The sequence below is a fragment of the Vibrio sp. 10N.261.55.A7 genome (assembly GCF_002877365.1).
GTDB lineage: Bacteria > Pseudomonadota > Gammaproteobacteria > Enterobacterales > Vibrionaceae > Vibrio.
On the sequence record NZ_MCWZ01000246.1, the window covers coordinates 1 to 21,020 of the forward strand.

The following is a 21,020-nucleotide window of genomic DNA, read 5'->3' on the forward strand; positions in this document are numbered from 1 at the left end:
TGATAGTGATTATCATTCATATTTCTTATATGTTAAGGTCATGTCAGTGGTTTACTATTAGAGTTCTTTTACATTGAAATACTCGTTGTTTCGCAGATCCTTCCTATCTATTTGGGCTGTGGGTTTGGTCATCGCGACCTCATGTTTCTATATCGTTGATTTTTATGAATCAAGAAGAGTGTACGATCAGTTAGATATTCAATTTCACGGCAAATTGAAGTCACTGGATCAGTCAATGAGATCCCTTTCTGACCTTATTCACGCCACTCAAAAATTTATGGCGAATGGCAACTCGCCATCGCAAGACCAATTTCAAAATTTCTTAAATGCTCGAACAGGGATAGATTCTGGGATCCATTCTGTTTTTTGGCTGCCAGTCGTCAACTTCGATCATCTATTTGAATTTCAGCAACAAGCTCAAGCAAACGGTTTGCTTGGTTTTCAATTACTCCCTAGTGTTAAAGAAACACCATCCTGTGCTAACTGGTTACGTAACGCCACATTACCTGTCCTTTTTGTCTCACCACAATTTGAAGCAAGCGACTACCTAGGACAGCGCATTGACGCCGATTGTCGTGACGCGCTGGCCATGAAGCAAGCAATAATATCCCAAGAGGTTGCCACAAGCCTTTTCACGCAAGATGGCCACCAAGGAATTAAATTATTTCTCCCCGTGATGAGTGACAGCAATGAGCTAGAAGGGTTTGTCGTTGCAAGTGTTTTGTTTCACGAATTTTTGGGGGTCACTTGGAAGAATGATTTCAATTCAGAAGAGATGTACCTATCCGTCGTCAATATTAGCGAACGACCTTTAACCGACATTTTCCAATCACACATTCATCAAACTCATCATAAGATCGCCTACTACGAAGAAGAAATTACGTACCTGAAAGACGTAACACTTCCTGTTATCAATCAAACATGGCGGATAAGCGTTTCAACAATCGACAACCGCTTTAGTATGCTTATTTACGGCTACTCGGCTGTTATTCTTATACTTTTACTGACATCATCTGTGGCCTTCGGCGTACGCTTTTACGCTCATCGACTTGAAATATCGGACAAGTTGGTCAAAGAGAAGACGCACAGTTTAGAGATTCAGGCGACGCACGACATTCTCACTGGGCTTTTGAATCGACAAGCACTCAACGCCAAAATAGAAGAGCAACTCCAAGGCATTCAACAAGGAATGACAAAAGGATTTTCCGTTCTTTTCATTGACCTTGACCGCTTCAAAATAATCAATGATTCAATGGGGCATATCGTCGGTGACTTAGTCTTACAACAAGTCTCTACTCGACTAAAATTCAACACATACAAACACGATACCTGCTTTAGATTCGGTGGGGATGAATTTGTCTTGTGCTTACCGAATCAAACTGATGAACAAGCCGTTCACAACCTTTGTGTTCGATTCACTGAAATACTGTCTAAACCCTACAGCATTAAAGGGCAAACCTGTCACTTAGGCGCCAGTATCGGCGTTTCGGTCGTCACCTCAAGTTCACAGACTCTCGCCAGTATCCTGCGAGAAGCCGATACCGCCATGTATAAAGCGAAAAAGTCGGGAACAGAGAAAGTCGTATTTTTTAACGAAAAAATGTACACGCAGGTTAAGCAGCAATTCATCTTAGAGCAAGAACTCACTACCGCGATAGAAGAAGAGCAACTCTCACTCGCATTCCAGCCTATCTACTGTACAGAGAACGACGAAGTAGCCGGCTTTGAGGCACTGTTGCGCTGGAATCACCCAGAGAAAGGGTATATTCCCCCAGATGAATTCATCCCATTGGCGGAAGAGATTGGGCTCATCATCAAGATTGGAGACTGGGTGGTAAGAGAGGTTTGCCAAACGTTAGAAGCGATTTATTTAAGTCAGTCTCTCACTGATTTGCCAAGAATTAATATTAACGTGTCCGCGAAACAATTTGAGTCAAATCATATTATTCACACTCTACAAAGCGAGCTAGAGCGGTACAATTTCCCCTCACATCTACTCGGCATCGAGATAACAGAGTCTCTGCTTTTAAGTAATTCATCCTGCACCGTTGATGCACTGAATGACATAAAGAAGTTAGGGGCAATCATCTATCTTGATGATTTCGGCACGGGGTATTCTTCACTCTCCGTTCTCAGCGAGTACCCGGTTGACATCGTTAAAATCGACCGAAGTTTCGTCAGCAATATTGATAATGAAGAGCATAAATCGGCGCAGCTATGCCGAGCTATTATTTCTATGTCTCACAGTATTTCACTGGCCGTTGTCGCTGAGGGCGTAGAAACTCAATCACAATTGACTACGCTTCGTGAGTTTGGCTGCAACTATATTCAAGGGTACTTAAAAGCTAAGCCTGTTTGTAAGGTAGGTTTAAGAGATTTCCTCAACTACAAGCTAGGATGCTCCAAAGACCTCGATTTAGACAAATCGGCGTACTCAAGATCCAATGAAAAATCACTGAGTCAAGTGTCATAGTTCGCTAGTCATAAGTCTTTCGCCCATGAGGTAACGCTCAACATCCGTAATGATATCGGTGATGACTCATGTTACTTACAGGCTCGAATCACAGTGAAACTCGCAAGGAATGTCATAGACGAGATCGGACACCTTTTTCGGGATGGTCACAAGCGAAGGATCGATATTAAAACGTGTCACCATCATTTGGTTGAACATTTCCCAGTGCTTCAATAAACATTGCTCATACTCTCTCGTCTCATCACTCCAGGTTTCTTGCATGAAGGGAGTCATACTTGCTGCACCATGTGCAAACATAATCATCTGCCACTTGATTTCCCAGATCTTAATTGGGCTCTCAGGGTTTTCTTCATTGTAAGCATCGGCAATAGCAAACACGATACTCTCGATTTCGCCAGACTGATCAATAAAGTAATCAAACAGAGCATCTTCTTGCCTAACGGCATCTGCGATAAATTGAATGGGTTGCTTACTCACTAGCATGTGCGCTAACAAACGAACAACAAAGAAATAGAGCTTTTCATTGGCTTTCGCACCATCTGGAATGTTCGCAATAATCGTGCGCATGTAAGACACCATATATTGATGAAGCTCATCACTAATGGCATACCAAATCTTATCTTTGCTGCCAAAGTGATGACGAATCAAGCTATGTGAAACGCCTGCTTTGTCGCTAATATTTCGCAGCGACACACGCTCATAACCCAATTCACAAAACAGATCCGTTGCCACACGTAAGATGTCACATTTCGTTTTTTCCGCATCCTGTGCGCTTCTACGCCCCTGTTTTCGTTCGTTCATTTTGCCAGCCTCAAATACTTTGCCTCTTTTTATCAGATCTATGCGTATATTTCATTTAAATATTTTACTGCACAGATGGAAAATATACATTGATCCAATCGTAACTTCAATTATACTGCACGGGTGTATAGCAATTAACGAAGAGACAGAACATGAGTAATTCAACATCAATTACCTCAAAAGGAAGTCTAATTCTTGCCAGTTTATTAAGCCTGACCTTAATGGGCTGCAACCAAGCAAATTCCGAAGTGTCGAATCACGTCATTAAACCCGTCAAACTCGTTGAAGTGCCTGATCTTCACGGTCCTCAATTTGATCGTTTTATTGCTGAAATTGACGCAACGCAACGCGCCAGTTTGTCTTTTCAGGTGGGCGGAAAGGTCGAATCTGTTTCTGTTAGGATGGGGGCAACGGTGAAGCAAGGAGAGGTACTAGCCCGCATCGACTCTCGCGACTTCACTCTCTTAGTCGAGGTTAAACAAGCCGAATACGATTTGGTTAAAACCCAGTTTGAACGTGCAAAACAACTTATTGAAAAGCGTTTGATCAGTAAAGACAGCTACGATCAGATCCAAACAGCGTATACCGCTGCTGATGCCGAGTTAAAACAAGCACAAACCGATTTAGCGCATACCGTCATTCGAGCGCCATTCGATGGTGTGGTGTCGATTATCTTCACCAAATCAAGCCAAAACATCGCGCCCAATCAGCCTGTCATGAACGTGATAGATAACAATGTAATGGACATCTCGTTCACGATTCCAAGTAGCTACATTGAACAATTTGGTCTTGAAATGGTGAAGTCAAACCCACTCACTGCGGTTATGGACAGCCATCAAGATAGGAGTATCCAGGCCCGTTTCAAAGAGATTTCGACACAACCAAATATGGACACCAGCAGCTACACCGCGACTGCAACCATTCAGAAGCCGTCGGATATCAATCTCCTATCAGGCATGACCGGTCAGGTACAGCTGCTCAATTCAATGAAAGCCAATACCTACCACCCAGCTGAAACAGCATGGCTTGAAAAAGATGCAGGTTCTGGTGTGTTGTTGCGTTTCGACCCATCAACAGAAATGGTTAATCAAATCTCTGTGACTCTCGATTCTAACGGCAACATCATCCAGGGGCTTTCCGAGGGTGACTTACTGGTTGAAGCGGGTGTCAAAGAACTCAACGACGGGCAACTCGTCAAAGCATGGACTCGCGAGGCAGGCATTTAAGCGATGAAAATTAGAGATAATTCCAGACTAGTAAAACATGCAACCATCGTTATCGTTGCACTGTTACTTCAAGCGTGTAAACCGGAAACAGAACATCGCACTCAGCCTAGCTTGATGGTGGACACTGTGACTGTAGGCGAGCCCATCGTCAGTCAGTATCGTAATTTTAACGGGCAAACCGTCGCGGCTGAGTTAACGCCACTTTCGTTTCAAATCGAAGGTGAAATCTCAAGCTTGCTTGTTCAGGAAGGTCAAAGTGTGCGTAAGGGGCAGACCATAGCCATTCTCGATCACACCAAGCAGAAACAGACACTATTTGATGCTCAAGCCAAAATTGAACTTGCCATCAAGCAGTTTAGTCGCGGTAAAGAACTCTTCGCGCAAGAAATGATCTCCAAGGCCGAATACGATGAATTGCTAGCAAACTTTAAACTTGCTGAGGCCAATCTCGGCCTTGCTAAATCTCAAATGGAGTACACCCGTTTGGTTGCGCCAAGGGACGGAGTCATCGGCAGTGTGAATAAAAAGATTCACGAAAATACGGCTGCAGGCGAAACCGTGGTCACCATCTACGACAGTCATCAAGTGTACGTAAAAATCAGCCTTTCTGATTCAGTATTGGCAACGCTCGACCCTAATAGAAACGCTTCCGCCTATAAGCCTATTGCAACCTTCACTGGCCACGACGGAGAGCACTCCCTTGGGTATTTAGAGCACACCAATGAGCTTCATCCAGAAACCAAAACCTACGAGTTGTGGATGACAATGCAACAAGTCGAGCCGCCAATATTGCCCGGTACGAGTGTCACCGTCAGCGTAGACATGGTTAGAGCGGGCCTCAACAACGTGCAAGGTTTCCATCTACCAATGACTTCAATAGACACAGGTGTGAGCAGCGGTGATTTTTATGTATGGAAGCTTTCCAATGGCGTCGCAGCTAAGACCAATATCTCAATCAATCAAATAACGAGCTCTGGCGCGGTCGTTTCGACAGGCGTTCAAACAGGTGATGTGGTGATCAATTCTAATTTAAGAAAACTGCGTGAAGGGATGAAAGTTCAAGGAGTCACACCATGAGCATCGCTGAATACTCAATTAAAAACAAAGTTATAAGCTGGATGTTTCTTGTCATTTTGGCACTTGGCGGCATCTCATCCTTTATGGATCTTGGAAGACTCGAAGATCCTGCATTTACCATCAAAGACGCCATGGTTATTTCCACCTATCCTGGCGCAAGCTCCCAAGAGGTCGAAGAAGAACTGACCTACCCACTTGAGAAAGAGATCCGGCAGCTTCCTTACATCGACAAAATCACCTCTACGTCATCAAACGGTATGTCGCAGATCATGGTGAGCATGGACATGGCCTACGGTCCCGATGAGCTGCCACAGATTTGGGACGAAATGAGACGCAAAATTAACGATCTCAGCCCAACCTTACCGTCTGGTGTGAACTCCGTTCAAATCATCGATGACTTTGGTGACGTGTATGGCGTCATGATCATGCTCACGGGTAAAGGCTTTGATTACATCGAGCTGAAACGCTATGCCGACTACCTCACTCGTGAACTGGAACTTGTTGATGGTGTTGGGAAAGTTGCCATAGCAGGCGATCAGCAGGAGCAGCTTTTTGTCGAGCTTTCGCTAGAACGCCTTGCCGCTGTTAACCTCGACATGAACACCGTTGTTGGTTTACTCAATCAACAAAACAGCGTCCAGTCTTCTGGTGAAGTGATGGTGAACGGACAGGCATTAACCATCACACCAAATGGCACACTAAACAGCGTGGACACATTGAAAGACCTTGTCATCCACGGGCGTGATACAGGGAATCTTATCCGCTTAAAAGACGTGGCGTCTGTCTCGCGTGGAATCGTCGAAAAACCAACGAATTTAGTCACCTTTAACGGTGAGCCTGCGATCAACCTAGCGCTATCCTTTAGTGCTGGCGTAAACGTTGTTGAAGTCGGCAAAGCCGTTGAAAAAGAACTCGACGCTCTAGAAAACATAAAGCCAGCAGGCATTGAGCTCAATTACTTTTACAACCAATCGGCTGAAGTAGATAAATCCGTCAAAGAGTTTGTCATCAGTCTCGCACAAGCGGTGGCTATTGTTATCGTCGTGCTGTTATTTGCCATGGGCTTGCGTAGTGGCATCATCATCGGTTCAGTATTGCTTCTAACAGTATTCGGTACCTTTATCTTGATGAACTACAACGACATCGAGCTACACCGAATCTCGCTTGGCGCGCTTATCATTGCACTCGGTATGCTCGTGGATAACGCCATCGTGGTGGTTGAAGGTATTCTTGTTGGTAAAAAGCAAGGAAAGAGCACCCTACAATCTTCCATTGATATCGTGAAGCAAACGCAGTGGCCGCTGCTTGGTGCGACCATCATCGCCATCACCGCATTTGCTCCAATTGGTTTGTCGGAAGACGCAACGGGCGAGTTTATGGGCTCACTGTTTTGGGTACTTTGTTATTCTCTATTCCTAAGCTGGGTAACCGCATTAACGCTGACTCCGTTCTTAGCTAACCTGCTATTAAAAGACGACGCTGAAGTCACCGAAGAATCAGACCCATACAAAGGTTTCCTTTTCGTCGTTTTTGGCACCCTGCTTAAGGTTGCCATCCGATTTAGATGGATCACCATCGTAACCATGATCGCCCTACTCGTTTCGTCTGTTATTGGCTTTGGCATGGTAAAGCAATCATTCTTCCCTGCATCCAATACTCCTATGTTTTACGTAGATATGTGGATGCCAGAAGGCACGGACATTAGAGAGACAGCGAAAAAGGCCAGCGCAGTTGATGGTTATATTCGAGAGCAAGAAGAGGTTGAGTTCGTTACCTCAACGACAGGGCAAGGCCTGCAGCGTTTTGCATTAACTTATCAACCTGAAAAAAGCTACGAAGCTTATACTCAATTTCAGGTCAGAGCGGTTGATCGCGAGGCCATGTTCACATTGTTAGAGCGTTTAGATAACGAACTGCCTAACCAGTTCAATCAGCCGACATTCCAGTTCAAATTGATGGAATTTGGCCCATCGCCAGCCTCTAAGATTGAAGCGAGAATTTCGGGCTCCGACCCAGAGGTGCTGCGGAATATTGCGGAGCAAGTCGAAGATGTATTGCTTGACGATCCTGGTGCTCGAAATGTACGTCATGACTGGCGCGAACGAACGAAGCAGTTAGTACCGCAGTTCAATGAATCAAAAGCGCGACGTTTAGGAACTTCTAAGCAAGATCTATCAGAAACGTTACAAATGGCTTTTGGTGGTACGCCGATTGGTCTACTCAGAGACGGTACACATAGTCTGCCAATCATTGCTCGACTGCCAGAGAACGAACGCGTTGATTTTGAATCGCTCGCAAACGTTAAGATTTGGAGCCCTTCGCTTCAAACTTATATGCCTGTGGAGCAAGTTATCGACGGTGTTGAGCTTGAATGGCAAGAGCCACTGATTCAGCGAAGAGACCGTAAACGTACGCTCAGCGTATTGGCCGATCACGATATTCTTGGCGATGAAACACCCGCCAGTTTATTCGCTCGTGTGCAGCCTAAAATTGAAGCGCTGAATTTACCTGAAGGGTATGAAATAACCTGGGGAGGAGAGTATGAATCTTCGCTAGAAGCGAAAGAAGCACTATTCGGCTCACTGCCGATGGGCTATCTACTGATGTTTATCATCACGATGTTCTTGTTTAACTCTCTACGAAAACCGCTCGTGATTTGGTTGACTGTACCGCTCAGCATTATCGGCGTGTCAATCGGGTTACTGGGGACGAACATGCCATTCAGCTTCACCGCATTCCTAGGTTTGTTGAGCCTAAGCGGCATGATCCTAAAGAACGGCATTGTTCTACTAGACCAGATCAACATTGAGTTAGAGTCAGGAAAAGACCCGTATTTAGCCGTGGTTGATAGTGCCATTAGCCGTGTAAGGCCTGTGAGCATGGCGGCACTAACCACCATACTGGGCATGATCCCGCTGATGTTTGACGCCTTCTTTGGCTCGATGGCCATCACAATAATGGCAGGTCTTGGCTTCGCAACCATACTCACGCTTATTGTTGCGCCTGTTCTGTTTACCCTATTTTATCGAATCAAACCGACCACTGCCGGTTAGTGACTGACGAGATAAACCTTTTGCCCTAGCTTTTGCTGGGGCTTTTTTAATGTGAGTACGGGTGTATGGAAAAAATCGATTGAATTAAAAACACGAAGAGCTGCAAGAAGCAGCTCATTGTTATGGTGTTGATGCGCTTTACTGTCATCCTACTAACGCTGCTGCCACCCTACCAACGCTATTTTCTCGCGAAAGAAAGGTGTGCTGAACGCCAGTACGGTGACTGAAAGGGCGTCATTTCATTGGCCTAGAAATTCCCCCCCTAGGCCTTTGACACCCTAACTTTACTTCACCTCATTTCACTATTGAGTCGCGTTAATTAATTGATAATCAGGGCCTGCGACATCAGCGGTGATGATAGCAAGTGATGCCACATCTGCACCTTGGTTTTGATAGCGATTGAAGCCGCCTTCTACCGTCAATTTCGGTAACTCAACGCTATAACTCTCAATCTGCTCTGCAGAGGCAACCGTACCCGCGTAAAACTCCTCATTGTACGTCGCGCCTTGTAATGGGAAATCTTCCGTCGCGCGCACACTTACAAACTCTGGAGACTGTGAGTTATCAATAACATTTTGACTAAACGCGATATCCACGCCACCATAAATGCCTTCCACTTCAGCATTGTTGAACAAACTGACGCGGTGGCTTTGATTGCCATACACAATGCCCCATTCAGTATCAACCATCGTGTTACTCGCGATTGTGATATTTTTCGGCGTCCACTGTTTGTTCAGCTCTTTCCCTTTCACCGATTGATCCAACTGCTCGCCATTTTGAACATCAATGATGCCAGTATTAATAACGATGCCACCACGAAGATCAGCATTGCCTTCAATCTCACCATCACGACCGCGTGTGTTGGCAATGTAGTTATTACGGATGACATGGTCTTCGTCATAGATACGGATACCACCAGTTAAACGTTTTTCATTGCCTAGAATCACATTGTCAGCAACCGTATTTCCTTTACCGTGGCGTAGAGAGATTAATGATGAACTTTGGAAAATGGTGTTGCCGGCAATCGTATTGTCTCCAGACTTAATGGAGATCAACTCACGCTCTCCGTCCATATCAATCATTAAGTTGTTGATGAACTGAGAACTGGAATCCCATTGCGAAGACTTTGAGTCGCCTATGCGAATCGCCTCCCAGCTGTTTCCGTTGTATCGAATCGCTTCTTTGATATCAAACTCATTAAATTGGTTTGGCTTTTGGTCTAAGAAGATGTTGTTCGCGATGATATGGTTGTCTGGTTGATCATCTTTTTGAACTCCAATTAGCGTTCCGCGCTTTTGCTTGCCTTCAAAACGGTTGTTGATCACCTTTCCATCTTTGCCCCATAAAGAGAGCCACAAATATTTAGGGTACTCAGAACGTCGCTCATCAGGCTCATACGAGTAATCGTGATTGAAGTAATAAAAGGTAGAGTTCTGCAATGTATTTCGGTCACCCATCATACGAATCGCACCAAAGCGCTCACTCGGGCCACCAGCCGTAAACACAACACCGTCAATAGTGATGTCGTTGCCTTTCAATTCAAACTGAACAATACCTGTAAACCATACTTCCCCTGCATTCTCCGACTCTATTTTTATATTATTTGCGGTCACTAATGTGTGCCCTAAATTCGGATATTTGCCGCTTTTAATGGTGATGACGTCACCATCTTTCGCTTGTTCAATCTGATCTTTTAGCGCCAATACCTCGCTTTCCGACACTTCAGCAAGCGCTGCACCATCCACATCGCTTAAGCGATCACTTTGAAGCAAGTAATCGCGACTAATTTCGCTGACAGAAGTCTGTTCTTTCACTTGATTCATTTGTGTATTTTGATCGGCTTGAGTACCGCAACCGACAAGAGAAAATACAGAGAGTGCACTAATAACGCTGATGGATAACAAATTCTTTTTCATAATTATTCTTCTTTAATGGAATATAAATGAGAAAGCGGCCAACTGAGTGACCGCTTTGTTTACGTTTGCAATATAAATTAGCTTTCAGTTTCTAGGGTGTTGTCTTGTCCTTCGACCTTATCATCAACCGCTTTAACAAGAAGCAAGCCAACAGAGAAAACAATCAAACCACACAGTACGAAGACCATACGTCCCCACATTGGGTTAGGCAGTACAAACATTGCCATAACACCCACACCTGCGACGGCAATCAATGAACCAAGCATTCTGCGTTGTTTGTTATCAAGCTTCTTCTGCTCAGTACTTTCAGCAACGAGTGGTGTTGAAAGGTTGCTAAAGAATTTATCAACGTCTTTCTCACGATGCTCAGGCAATGGCTTGTAGAACAATGTTGATAGAACAAAGAAGCCAGCAGTAAAGACAACGTGACCGATAAGACCGATAGCCACTTTAAGATCTGACCACTCACGACCTGTGAGTTCGTTGTTCAAGTTGAACCAGCTTTCAATCATTTCCGCGGTGATAACAAAACCAACGAAGTAAGAAACAAAGCCACCTACTACTAGCGTACCCCAACCTGCCCAATCTGGTGTTTTACGGATAAAGAAGCCACAGAACGCTGGAATAGTCATTGGGAAACCGATTAGCGCACCCACATACATCATGGTGTCGAACAGGCTTAAACCTTTAAGAGAGTTGATGAACAACGCCACTAAAATGATCGCTAGGCCGAAGAATGTTGAGGTCAGTTTAGACACGACTACCAGCTCTTTTTCAGTCGCTGCTGGACGAAGAATTGGTTCGTAGAAGTTCTTAACGAAGATACCTGAGTTACGGTTAAGACCTGAATCCATTGAAGACATCGTTGCTGCGAACATTGCGGCAATAAGCAGACCTACCATACCTACTGGCATGTACTCTTGTACAAAGTAAAGGTATGCAAAATCAGCTGCTTTGCTGCCCGCTTCTGGGTACTGAGCGGCTAAATCGACACCTTGACCGGCAATAAACCAGCTAGGCATGAACCAAATGATAGGACCCAACGTCATTAGAACACACGCTAGTAAAGCAGCTTTACGTGCATTGTTTGAGTCTTTTGCTGCAAGGTAGCGATAAGAGTTCAACATGTTGTTTGTGATGCTGAACTGCTTTAGGAAGATAAATACTGCCCAAATGCTAAAGATGCTAAGGTAATTAAGGTTATCACCCGTAATGAAAGAATCCGTCGGGAAGTTGTTAACGATGTTGGTTACGCCGCCGCCGTGGTAAACAGCAACAATCGCACAGGTAACCGTCACAGCCATGATGATGACCATCTGCATGAAGTCAGAAGCGATAACCGCCCATGAGCCGCCCGTAACAGACATCACTAATACAACCAGGCCTGTAAGGACAATAGTGGTTGTCATATCAAAGCCAAAGATACCAGAAGCAATGATTGCCAGACCATTTAGCCAAATACCAGCAGAGATAACGCTGTTAGGCATGCCAGACCAAGTAAACACTTGCTCGTTCACTTTACCAAACCGCATTCTAATCGCTTCGATAACCGTCACAACACGTAGTTGGCGGAATTTAGGAGCGAAGTAGAGGTAATTCATTAAGTAACCAAATGCGTTAGCGATGAAGATAATTGCTACCGCAAAACCATCGGTAAACGCCTTACCGGCTGCACCAGTAAATGTCCATGCACTAAACTGTGTCATGAATGCTGTTGCGCCTACCATCCACCAAAGCATGCTACCTCCCCCTCGGAAATAGTCACTGGTAGTGCTTGTAAACGTTCTGAACATCCATCCTATCGCGATTAAAAATAGAAAGTAGATGCCAACAATGAGGGTATTGAGTTCCATCTTTTGACCTTTATGTCTGTTTGTTTTGATAGGTAGACTATAATCCGGATAATCTTTATTTGTAGTACAATAATCTAAATGCGTGATGCTTATCTCTATATTGAAAGGAGTGGTAATCATACAAGTGATCAATGTCATAGTTAGATTTAAAGACTGCCATCAGGGTGTAACAATCATGGGATCTCGTTACAAAACACACCAGATACACCTAACATATTGAATAAAATAATAAATAATGAAATATCACTTGTATTGATTACTCATATTCATATCAAACTTCTTTTCTCTCACACAACTTCACTCCGCGAAGCCTAAGCGTCACCGAGAAAACACTTGTATTATTAAAGACAGTAATGAAATTAATTTCAGAAAGTAAATCAGCGTCCCTGCCCTACCGAAAGCGCCAGGTTTTAAAGGAGCGTGTTTAAAAAATAGATAGATAGGTAAGTAGGTAAATAGATAAGTAGATAAGTAGATAAGTAGACAATAAGGCTGGCAGGTAGATAGACAAAAAAAACGCCCATACTGCCTGTATCAGTATGAGCGAAAGGTAGATTCCCACTACCTGTCATTACCTCGAGGGTGCGGTAATGATTCATTATTAACGTAATTGTGAGCAATCAAGAAAGAGTCAGTTCATCAACTTGAACAAAAACTATTAATTCCCTATTTAGGGTATAAACCGCATCCACAAGTTCATTTACTGTCTCTCTCGACACAAATATATTAATGTATTACAAATCATTTAGGCAAGTAAAAATTCAATTTATTACATGACTCACATTTTCTTTTAAACGCCCCCGCCATAAACCCTTATAAAAATAGTGATAAAAACCGTTAATACAAGAATTTAAAGGGATTCAAGCAATAAGTAACAAAATGTAAGTGACACTTTTATTGCGGCAGCATGATCAATTTCACAGTTCTACTCAAGTCATCAATGTATCATTTGTCATACATTAAGACATACGAGCGTATGTCAACAAATCCCTATGCTGTTTCTCATAATGAGCAGTATGTAAAAACTAAAATGGAATCAATACCATGACTAAAATGAAAACTCTTGTAATCGCAATGGCCTCTATCATGACCGCTGGAGCTGCCTCTGCTGCTGCTCTAGACGTTCGCCACGAATACAAGAATAGCTCAGAGCAACACGCTACTCGTGTAAAGCTTGCTAGCAACATCGACAACTTCCTAGTAGATATTGAAGCTAAATTCAAAGGTCAAGACGGAAAATTCCTTCAAGACCTACAGAACAACGGCTGGGAACTTGGTCTAAACTACCGTCACAAATTGAATGACAGCTGGACACTCACTTACGGTATGCCAATCGAAGGCCGTACATCTGGTATGACGTACAAACCACAACTTCGTGCAACTTATGCTGTTAAAAGTATTGATGGACTTAGCCTAAGTGCTCGTTACCGTTATGACATGCGTCAAAACAACACTTCAGACGACCAACGTCGTCACCGTCTAACGGGTAACATTAACTACAGTGTAAATGATTGGAGATTTGGTCTAGAAGCGAACTACTACAAAGCTGACGACTACATTCTTTACAAAGACAAAGACACCAACACTGAGTTCAACTCAACTATCCGTCGCATCATGGGTCAATGGGCACCGTATGCAGAGTTTGGTTACTCTTCTTACACTAAAGATGATTCTTACAACGGCTACAACAACGACTTCGAACTACGTAGCCGTGTTGGTCTAACATATAGCTTCTAATTTGGTCGTCCAAAACGTTTAATGTCCTTAATGAAAGCCAGCAAATTATTGCTGGCTTTTGTTTTAGTCACAAAGGGCATTGCAAGAAGTTTTTAGAGCTTGAAGCTTCGCTCAACACCATTAACTGACGATTTGAGCTGAACACCTCACACACCTGCAATACTCGCTACAACACTAGATAATCGACACAAAGATTTGTCATTTTAAGTTGCGCTGTTTTCGACTCCTCGATAAATACTTAAATAGGTAATATAAAAGCAACCCTGTAGGGCCGTACATAAACGTTAATGGTAGACACAAAATCAATTGCCATAACCCTTTTCTACCTTGCTTTCCTTGCTGCTTTCGTTCTTGAATACTATCGTCGATTATCCAACGCCCAATAAACAGATCAAACGCCAGAAAATGTATCCAACCAGCCGCCAAATTTCCGGGAGACGTGAATAACTGATTCACACCCTCTAGGCTTGAAAAGTTGCCATTTGGCGCACTGCCCCAGAATGCAATGACGAGATACAGGTACAGTAATGCAAGCAGCAACGGTATTATTCGTCCACCCAAACACAGCGCCCACTGGCCGATTGGTTTAATCGAGGCGATTGTGCCAAGAATAAGTGATAACCATCCTAAAACTGCGGCACTACTCCCTAGTTCAAATGCAAGATTAGCGCTCATTTTGTTCTCCTCGAGTGCGGCTTTCGGCCATGGCCACCGTCGATAATCCAATGGTCAAGGCATCGAGAGAATATTCTGATACTTGCTGCTTAAGAAGACAGGAAAAATAATCAGTGATCACCTTTTCTTGCTGGATTAGCCAGGCCTCAAATCGGCGTAAAGGCATCGATAGTCGCGGTTTATATTCGTTACAGCAGTCATTCCCAAGATCAAGAACTGCCGGTCTCGTACACCATGTTGACCGGAACTCATGGGAACCGTGCAACAGTGAAGAGTTAGGTTTACTCGAGCTAACGTCTGCGTTCTGATGCCGTCTAAGAGACAGTAACGCAAAAGAAACGGTCACAACTTTAATTTTAAAATTCAAATACTTAGTGTTTCTGAAGATAGATTCAGGGTGATAACTTGAAGGGATAGGATTCAGATACTTTGAATCATGAGATCTTTGTCGGTTGTGCATACAAACTCCATCAAACTGGTGGCCTGTCTCGTTAAAGGCCAAGTCTAAAGAGTATGTAAGTTCTAGGTATTTCCTAGCAGGTGGAATCACTTTCACGAGACGGGCGTCCTGTCAGCCCAAAGCGACCTTAGCACTCACCTAGCCCGTTTGTATACTAACAAATGAAATTCGTCTTCAGATTAGTGTTGTGACGCTATTAGCGTTTGATGTTCTTGTTTAGGTGCTCTAACACTAGTTACTCTAACAATGGCAAAGGTGGCTGAATTGAAGACATTGACGCCATAAAAAATGACACATTCATGCACTCAAGCGGTTTTAATCGACCAAGTAAAATGCTTAAAATTTTATCAGTGAGATCGGTAGACAATACAAACGTTGGGAAAAATAGGGCGTTTTCTAGTAGGGAGTGAACAAGAAGATTATAACGAGAGGGGAGAAGTGAAATGAAATTTACTGCCGCGTCAATAGGAAAACGCGACAGTAAAAAGACCTTTAATTACTTCTTAAGACCAGTGAAGTAGTCAAAGATTACTGGTACGTCATTTTGGCCAAGACCTGCATCAACTGCAGCTTGTAGGCTAGTAGAAGTACCTTGAGCGATTAGAGACTCAGTACCTAGCTCTTCACATAGAGCAAGGAAGTAACCCAAGTCTTTGTTTGCGTTAGCAACAGAGAAACCTAACTTCTCTTCACCATCTACAGCGTAGAACTTACAGAACTGCATGAATGGAGAATTAGAAGGACCCGCTGACATGATGTCAAACAGTTGTTGACCGTCTACGCCAGCAAGCTTAGCAACAGCGAAAGCTTGAGACATAGTTGCAACAGTTGTCATACCCATGAAGTTGTTTACAAGCTTAGTCACGTGACCTGCGCCTAGCGCACCTAGGTGGAATACGTTTTCGCCTTGCTCGTCAAGAACAGGTTTAACTTTGTTGAATGTTTCCATGTCGCCAGCAGCCATGATGTTTAGAAGACCATCTTTAGCGTGAGCTGGAGTACGACCTAGAGGAGCGTCGATCATGCCTGCGCCAAGTTCAGCTAGTGCAGCGCCAATTTTCTTAGTAGAAGCAGGGATAGAAGTACCGAAGTCAATTAGAGTCTTGCCTTCTGACATACCCGCTAGGATACCAGTTTCGCCGTAAACCACTTTCTCAACAACTTCAGAAGTGGTTAGACAAAGCATAACAATGTCACTTTTCTCAGCAAGTTCTTTACCAGAAGATGCTTCAGATGCGTTACCACGACCTAGAACGGCTGCAACTGCATCTTTATTAAGATCCATTACATTAACTTCGTAGCCACGGGTTTGAAGGTTCTCAACCATGTTGCCGCCCATAAGGCCAAGGCCGATGAAACCAATTACTGGTTTAGTCATGTCTAACTCCAAATATACTATTGTATGATTAATTGATAAAGACTATATACCTATGATTAGATTTAATCAATGATAAAAACAGCAATTAGATCCCAATATCAAAAATAAATCGTGAATATCACCTGAAAGTTCTACAAACAACACAATACAGACACTCATGACAGGCTATATAAACAAAGCGATAAAGCAATTTTATAGGCCCTTCCCCATTCACTGTCATCATTGTCTACTCAAACAGAAAACCAATAGGCTATGTGCCGCTAGCCACGCAAAGATAAGGTCAAGTTCAGTCACGACTAGCAGTAACAAAAATCGCAATTAGTCATACATAACGATTTGCAAGTATCAATGTGTCGTATTTAGTCGCCACTGTTATCGACCTAACCGATAGATCACGGCAACGGTTAATGGCTTTCTCGCAGTTAGGCGCTTTTGCTGCACAAGAAACAGCTCTGCGGTGGAAATTGCATCCGCAAGTGCGTTATGCCCATTGTATTCGGGTAATGCGTATCGCTGCCTTGTACCACTTAAAGTGAGATCCACCTCTTCATGCTGGCTGATCGCCATTTCCATCGATTTTTCTAAGCGCAGTGTGTCTACCCATATGAGTGGTAAAGAATGAATGTGGTAGTACTGCGACAAATAATGCTGAATGAAGTTCTCTTCAACAACGCAACCGTGAGCAACAACAAGTTTGCCTTTTGCTGCCTCGAAAAACGCCATCATCGCGTCATGTATTGAGACACCTTCCGATAACATTTGAGGTGTAATGTGATTGATGACGGCTGTTTCCGGGTTGATTTGAGAGTCATCATCAATATACAAATGGCGCGCGGTTGATAGGTCGACTTTGCCGTTCGACATTTCCACCCAACCCACTGACAAAATCAGATCATTTTGGCTGTCGAGACCCGTTGTTTCGAGATCCAACACAATAAAATCGACATCCTTGGCAAGGTCATGCAAATTAGGCGTGGGAAACGCCATAAGATCGATCAATACCTCAGGCAATGGCATGGTTTCCAAACAGCGCTTTCGTGCTCGCTTCAACCTTTCTAGCGGGTGAAAGTAGTTCAGCAGCCTTTTCATTATCGACTCCCAAATCGCACTTTTACCGCTTCTTGAACATCAGCGATGATTCTAAATGCGTCTTTTAAATGCTTACGTTCAAAGCTACCAAACTTATTCGGATTGATATTATTGTCAGGCTCTTGACCCGCTTTCAACGCTTCTAACTGATGGCTGAATCGAAATGACAAGATAAACTGATAAGCGCCAAGGATATTTTTGAATGAATCCTCGCTCAATAGCCCTTTTTCACGCGCCGCGCTAAATCGCTCATCGGTTGATGATCGATCACACTCAACGGCAAGGCCATATATTCTAGCCAAGTCAATAATCAAGTTGATGGCGTACTTCTTAATGTTCAGTGTTTTCTTGTTTTCACCCGACTTCTCTAGCACCAAGCTGTTAAAGATACCCAGAGGGGGCTGTGTACTAATCGCATCTTTAACAAGTGTCGATAGAAACTCTCGATTGCTGTGAATATTGCGATGCAGTTCATCACGCAAAATCGTTTCGTATTCGCTATTGCCATAAATGGTTCGAATCTCAAGAAACACGCTGATGTTAAGCAGGCGTTCATACTCTGGGTTGGCTACCCACTTTTTGTAATAGTGTTTCCAAACCTCCAAAGGCTGACACCACTTAGGTGTAGCAGCCATGTAATTACCTGGGCACAGTGGGTAATTACAACGAGCAAGACCGTTCGTCACCAACGCGGCAAGGTGTTTAAAGTAAATGCGATCATTGTCTGTCGCGTCATCAGACAACACGATGGCACTGTCTTGATCCGACAACATATGGACTTCATTTCGCGCATGTGAACCCGCAACAATCCATGAAAAATCACATGGCGGCGCGCCCAGTTTGTCCATCGCAATCTGAATCAACCGACGAGTGTAGGCATCCATGATCATCGTCATGACCTTACCTATGGTTTCAGCGGCCACTTTACCTTCAACCAAGGCTTCAAAAATGGCTTGTCGCTCAGCCGTGAAACCCGCTAAAGATTTAACACTCGTCGCGTACTTTATCTTTTCAATAAGGAAGATGGCTTGAACGCGGTGATTTTGAACCAGATGAGACGTTGTCAGCAGGCCAATCACCTGATTGTCTTTAACGATCGGTAAGTTTCGGATACTGAACTGCATCATTACCGATGCGGCGTGAAGAACAAGATCGTCCGGTTTGATGGTGAGCGGAGAGTGCGTCATCACTTCCTTGATAGGTCGTTCAATACTGACGTTCTGGGCGATGACTCTTTTTGTCATGTCTCGATCGGTAATCAGCCCGACAATTTTATCGTCCTCGTAGATAACCGCACATGACGTCCGTTTTACGATTCTCATTTCATGGGCGACTTTCTGTATGGTTTGATCAGCGGTGACGACGGCGACTCGACCACTCGCCACATCTTCTACCTTGCGAATGAAGAGCCCTTTTTCTTTGTTTGACCATACGACGTCTAACGCCGACTTAAGACGCACTTGAGCCTGTGATGCGAAGTGCTCAGCACACGCTGGAAAGGTTTTAAAGAGTTCTTGAAGTGCAGAATGAGGAATGAGGTACAGCAACGTGTTTTCAATGGCTATGGCTTTATAACTGTTATCGTTGTCCATATTGCTGTCGAGAAACGTAAAACCAAACAAGTCTTCAGAACCTAATCGCGCCCTTAACACACCATCAGACTTCCTTTGCTCCATCGAGCCGGTTCTGACGATGTACAAAGATTTTTCTTTTCCTTCTTCATCCAGGTCAACCACCTCACCTTTACTCAGGTATGTGATCTGAACATTGAAAGCGAGCTCTCGAAGTGCCTCTTTGGGGATTTTATCAAAAGGGTCAATCTGCCCAATAAACTGAATGATATTTGGAATAAGAGATTGAGGCATAGACTACTCACTATGGTTGATCGTTTACCGAAGCTAATATGTCTTATTATATAATTAAATTATCTTACCGCTACCTTAAACGATCACAAGATCGAGTTATTGTTTAAATTATAAACATCTAAAGTTGCACAAGTTACCTATTTCTCTGACTGGACTAAACAGAACGATAAATGGATCGGCGCTCGACAAAACGACGTGAATACTGAGGGCGGCTTTAAACACCCTTCTTGCCTAAATCGAGACATAAAAAAAGCATGCGATGCATGCTTTTTAAAAAGGTTCTTGATTATTTCTTAACTTGCTACAGGTAATCTATGATTGGATTCATGTAAGTGATTCGCTGAAGCTTCGCGCGCTTTATTACTGTTACCAGCCATAATCGCATCGTATATCTGACGATGTTCGTTAATACAGGTACTGCCCTCTTCAGAAGAGTGCACAATAAAGTTAACGAACATGGTCGTCAAAATATGGCCAAACGGCAGGTAAAAGTCGTTACCCGTTGCGTTAAAAATCAAGCTATGGAACTTCATATCAATATCAGTCCAGCGGTCTTGATCAAACTCATCCGCCTCAGCAACTTCAACCATTTTCTGAAAAATACCCGAAAGTTCTATACGTTGCTCTGCTGTTGCATGAGTTGCTGCTAACGCACAAGCTTCAGGCTCAATCGCTCGGCGTAAACCTAAAAACTGAGAGCAGAATTGGTCAGTATCAGCGAGCCCGTCCATCCATTCGATTAATTGTGGATCAAGAAAATTCCAATAAGCACGGTCGACGACACGGGTTCCAACTTTAGGCTTCGACTCTAGCAGACCTTTTGATGTAAGAAGCTTTACGGCTTCGCGAAGGGCTGTTCGACTGATACCAAACTGTTCACAAAGCACCATTTCACCAGGAATAATAGAGCCTTGAGGAAGATCGCCTGAGAGAATTCCACGCGCTATCTCGCGAGCAACCTGTACATGCAAGCTACGTTTTGAACCTGATATTGAATTAAAAGAACCTGACATAAGCTCACTATTATTAGTAATGTATTATTTAAGTGAAATTATATCAGTTTTGTCTATCTTGACCAATCTATTACTACGATAACGTGACAGCAGAAGCAACAAACATTGCCAGCCCAGTGTTAGCAGCGATTAGCGCACACTACCAGCCCCAACAAAACCAAAAAGATAACAACTCATTAACTTATATGTAACTTGTTGAGCTAAAAGTTGTTTTCAATCCCACTTCGATAAGTCGAGTTAGTGCGCGATCACACACTTTTCCACACGTTTAACAGGTTGTCCTTGACCCACAGAAGTCTTATTGTATGATTAAATATGAAGCAAGTATTTCTACCTTTGTACAATTTTCTCTTATCGGTTTTCATTTTTTGTATTTGGGATCAGAAATAACTGAACTGTTATGT

General features: G+C 43.5%; 13 protein-coding genes. 5 read left to right on the forward strand and 8 right to left on the reverse strand.

The window, feature by feature from the left end; genetic code table 11:
* Positions 1–85 precede the first annotated feature (85 nt).
* On the forward strand, positions 86–2,473 hold the full coding sequence (locus tag BCU12_RS11310; protein ID WP_241909815.1) for an EAL domain-containing protein: 2,388 nt from the start codon (positions 86–88) through the stop codon (positions 2,471–2,473).
* A gap of 75 nt (positions 2,474–2,548) precedes the next feature.
* On the opposite strand, the gene BCU12_RS11315 is transcribed toward BCU12_RS11310, so the two are convergent.
* Positions 2,549–3,274: a TetR/AcrR family transcriptional regulator gene (locus tag BCU12_RS11315; RefSeq protein ID WP_102404363.1), complete on the reverse strand. Its 726-nt coding sequence runs from the start codon at positions 3,272–3,274 to the stop codon at positions 2,549–2,551.
* 152 nt (positions 3,275–3,426) lie between these two features.
* On the opposite strand from BCU12_RS11315, the gene BCU12_RS11320 reads away from it, so the two are divergent.
* From BCU12_RS11320 to BCU12_RS11330, 3 genes are read left to right on the forward strand one after another with little or no spacing between them, the layout of a single operon-like run.
* Positions 3,427–4,500, forward strand: a complete 1,074-nt coding sequence (locus tag BCU12_RS11320) for an efflux RND transporter periplasmic adaptor subunit (protein WP_102404364.1) — start codon at positions 3,427–3,429, stop codon at positions 4,498–4,500.
* Positions 4,501–4,503: 3 nt separating this feature from the next.
* Positions 4,504–5,577, forward strand: a complete 1,074-nt coding sequence (locus BCU12_RS11325; RefSeq protein WP_102404365.1) for an efflux RND transporter periplasmic adaptor subunit — start codon at positions 4,504–4,506, stop codon at positions 5,575–5,577.
* The gene (locus BCU12_RS11330; RefSeq protein ID WP_102404366.1) at positions 5,574–8,630 is read left to right on the forward strand and encodes an efflux RND transporter permease subunit; all 3,057 of its coding nucleotides are present in this window, start codon (positions 5,574–5,576) and stop codon (positions 8,628–8,630) included. The genes BCU12_RS11325 and BCU12_RS11330 overlap by 4 nt, the downstream gene beginning before the upstream one ends.
* A 302-nt stretch (positions 8,631–8,932) precedes the next feature.
* Here BCU12_RS11330 and BCU12_RS11335 read toward each other — a convergent pair whose 3' ends face one another.
* Entirely contained in the window at positions 8,933–10,546 is a 1,614-nt protein-coding gene (locus BCU12_RS11335; RefSeq protein ID WP_102404367.1) for a polysaccharide lyase 6 family protein, read from the reverse strand.
* 77 nt (positions 10,547–10,623) lie between these two features.
* A complete protein-coding gene (locus BCU12_RS11340) occupies positions 10,624–12,399 on the reverse strand; it encodes a transporter (RefSeq protein ID WP_102404368.1) in 1,776 nt (591 codons plus the stop codon).
* Between the two features lie 1,044 nt (positions 12,400–13,443).
* Between BCU12_RS11340 and BCU12_RS11345 the strand changes: the two genes are divergently transcribed.
* The gene (locus tag BCU12_RS11345) at positions 13,444–14,136 is read left to right on the forward strand and encodes an oligogalacturonate-specific porin KdgM family protein (protein ID WP_102404369.1); all 693 of its coding nucleotides are present in this window, start codon (positions 13,444–13,446) and stop codon (positions 14,134–14,136) included.
* Between the two features lie 198 nt (positions 14,137–14,334).
* On the opposite strand, the gene BCU12_RS11350 is transcribed toward BCU12_RS11345, so the two are convergent.
* From BCU12_RS11350 to BCU12_RS11370, 5 genes are all read right to left on the reverse strand, one after another.
* Positions 14,335–14,811, reverse strand: coding sequence for an ABA4-like family protein (locus tag BCU12_RS11350; protein WP_102404370.1), 477 nt, complete (start codon positions 14,809–14,811; stop codon positions 14,335–14,337).
* Positions 14,812–15,767: 956 nt separating this feature from the next.
* Positions 15,768–16,649: an NAD(P)-dependent oxidoreductase gene (locus BCU12_RS11355; protein ID WP_102404371.1), complete on the reverse strand. Its 882-nt coding sequence runs from the start codon at positions 16,647–16,649 to the stop codon at positions 15,768–15,770.
* A gap of 372 nt (positions 16,650–17,021) precedes the next feature.
* Complete coding sequence (locus BCU12_RS11360; RefSeq protein ID WP_102404372.1) at positions 17,022–17,738, reverse strand: 3'-5' exonuclease; 717 nt, start codon at positions 17,736–17,738, stop codon at positions 17,022–17,024.
* Positions 17,738–19,603, reverse strand: a complete 1,866-nt coding sequence (locus BCU12_RS11365) for a putative nucleotidyltransferase substrate binding domain-containing protein (protein ID WP_102404373.1) — start codon at positions 19,601–19,603, stop codon at positions 17,738–17,740. The genes BCU12_RS11360 and BCU12_RS11365 overlap by 1 nt, the downstream gene beginning before the upstream one ends.
* A gap of 293 nt (positions 19,604–19,896) precedes the next feature.
* Positions 19,897–20,616 (reverse strand): FadR/GntR family transcriptional regulator, encoded by a 720-nt coding sequence (locus tag BCU12_RS11370; RefSeq protein ID WP_102404374.1) that lies wholly within the window; start codon positions 20,614–20,616, stop codon positions 19,897–19,899.
* Positions 20,617–21,020 lie beyond the last annotated feature (404 nt).

Bases quoted from the DNA above. Each gene is read 5' to 3' on its own strand.
- BCU12_RS11335 (WP_102404367.1), bottom strand. From the start codon at position 10,546: ATGAAAAAGAATTTGTTATCCATCAGCGTTATTAGTGCACTCTCTGTA.
- BCU12_RS11330 (WP_102404366.1), top strand. From the start codon at position 5,574: ATGAGCATCGCTGAATACTCAATTAAAAACAAAGTTATAAGCTGGATG.
- BCU12_RS11355 (WP_102404371.1), bottom strand. From the start codon at position 16,649: ATGACTAAACCAGTAATTGGTTTCATCGGCCTTGGCCTTATGGGCGGC.
- BCU12_RS11365 (WP_102404373.1), bottom strand. From the start codon at position 19,603: ATGCCTCAATCTCTTATTCCAAATATCATTCAGTTTATTGGGCAGATT.
- BCU12_RS11340 (WP_102404368.1), bottom strand. From the start codon at position 12,399: ATGGAACTCAATACCCTCATTGTTGGCATCTACTTTCTATTTTTAATC.
- BCU12_RS11360 (WP_102404372.1), bottom strand. From the start codon at position 17,738: ATGAAAAGGCTGCTGAACTACTTTCACCCGCTAGAAAGGTTGAAGCGA.
- BCU12_RS11320 (WP_102404364.1), top strand. From the start codon at position 3,427: ATGAGTAATTCAACATCAATTACCTCAAAAGGAAGTCTAATTCTTGCC.
- BCU12_RS11315 (WP_102404363.1), bottom strand. From the start codon at position 3,274: ATGAACGAACGAAAACAGGGGCGTAGAAGCGCACAGGATGCGGAAAAA.
- BCU12_RS11325 (WP_102404365.1), top strand. From the start codon at position 4,504: ATGAAAATTAGAGATAATTCCAGACTAGTAAAACATGCAACCATCGTT.
- BCU12_RS11370 (WP_102404374.1), bottom strand. From the start codon at position 20,616: ATGTCAGGTTCTTTTAATTCAATATCAGGTTCAAAACGTAGCTTGCAT.
- BCU12_RS11345 (WP_102404369.1), top strand. From the start codon at position 13,444: ATGACTAAAATGAAAACTCTTGTAATCGCAATGGCCTCTATCATGACC.
- BCU12_RS11350 (WP_102404370.1), bottom strand. From the start codon at position 14,811: ATGAGCGCTAATCTTGCATTTGAACTAGGGAGTAGTGCCGCAGTTTTA.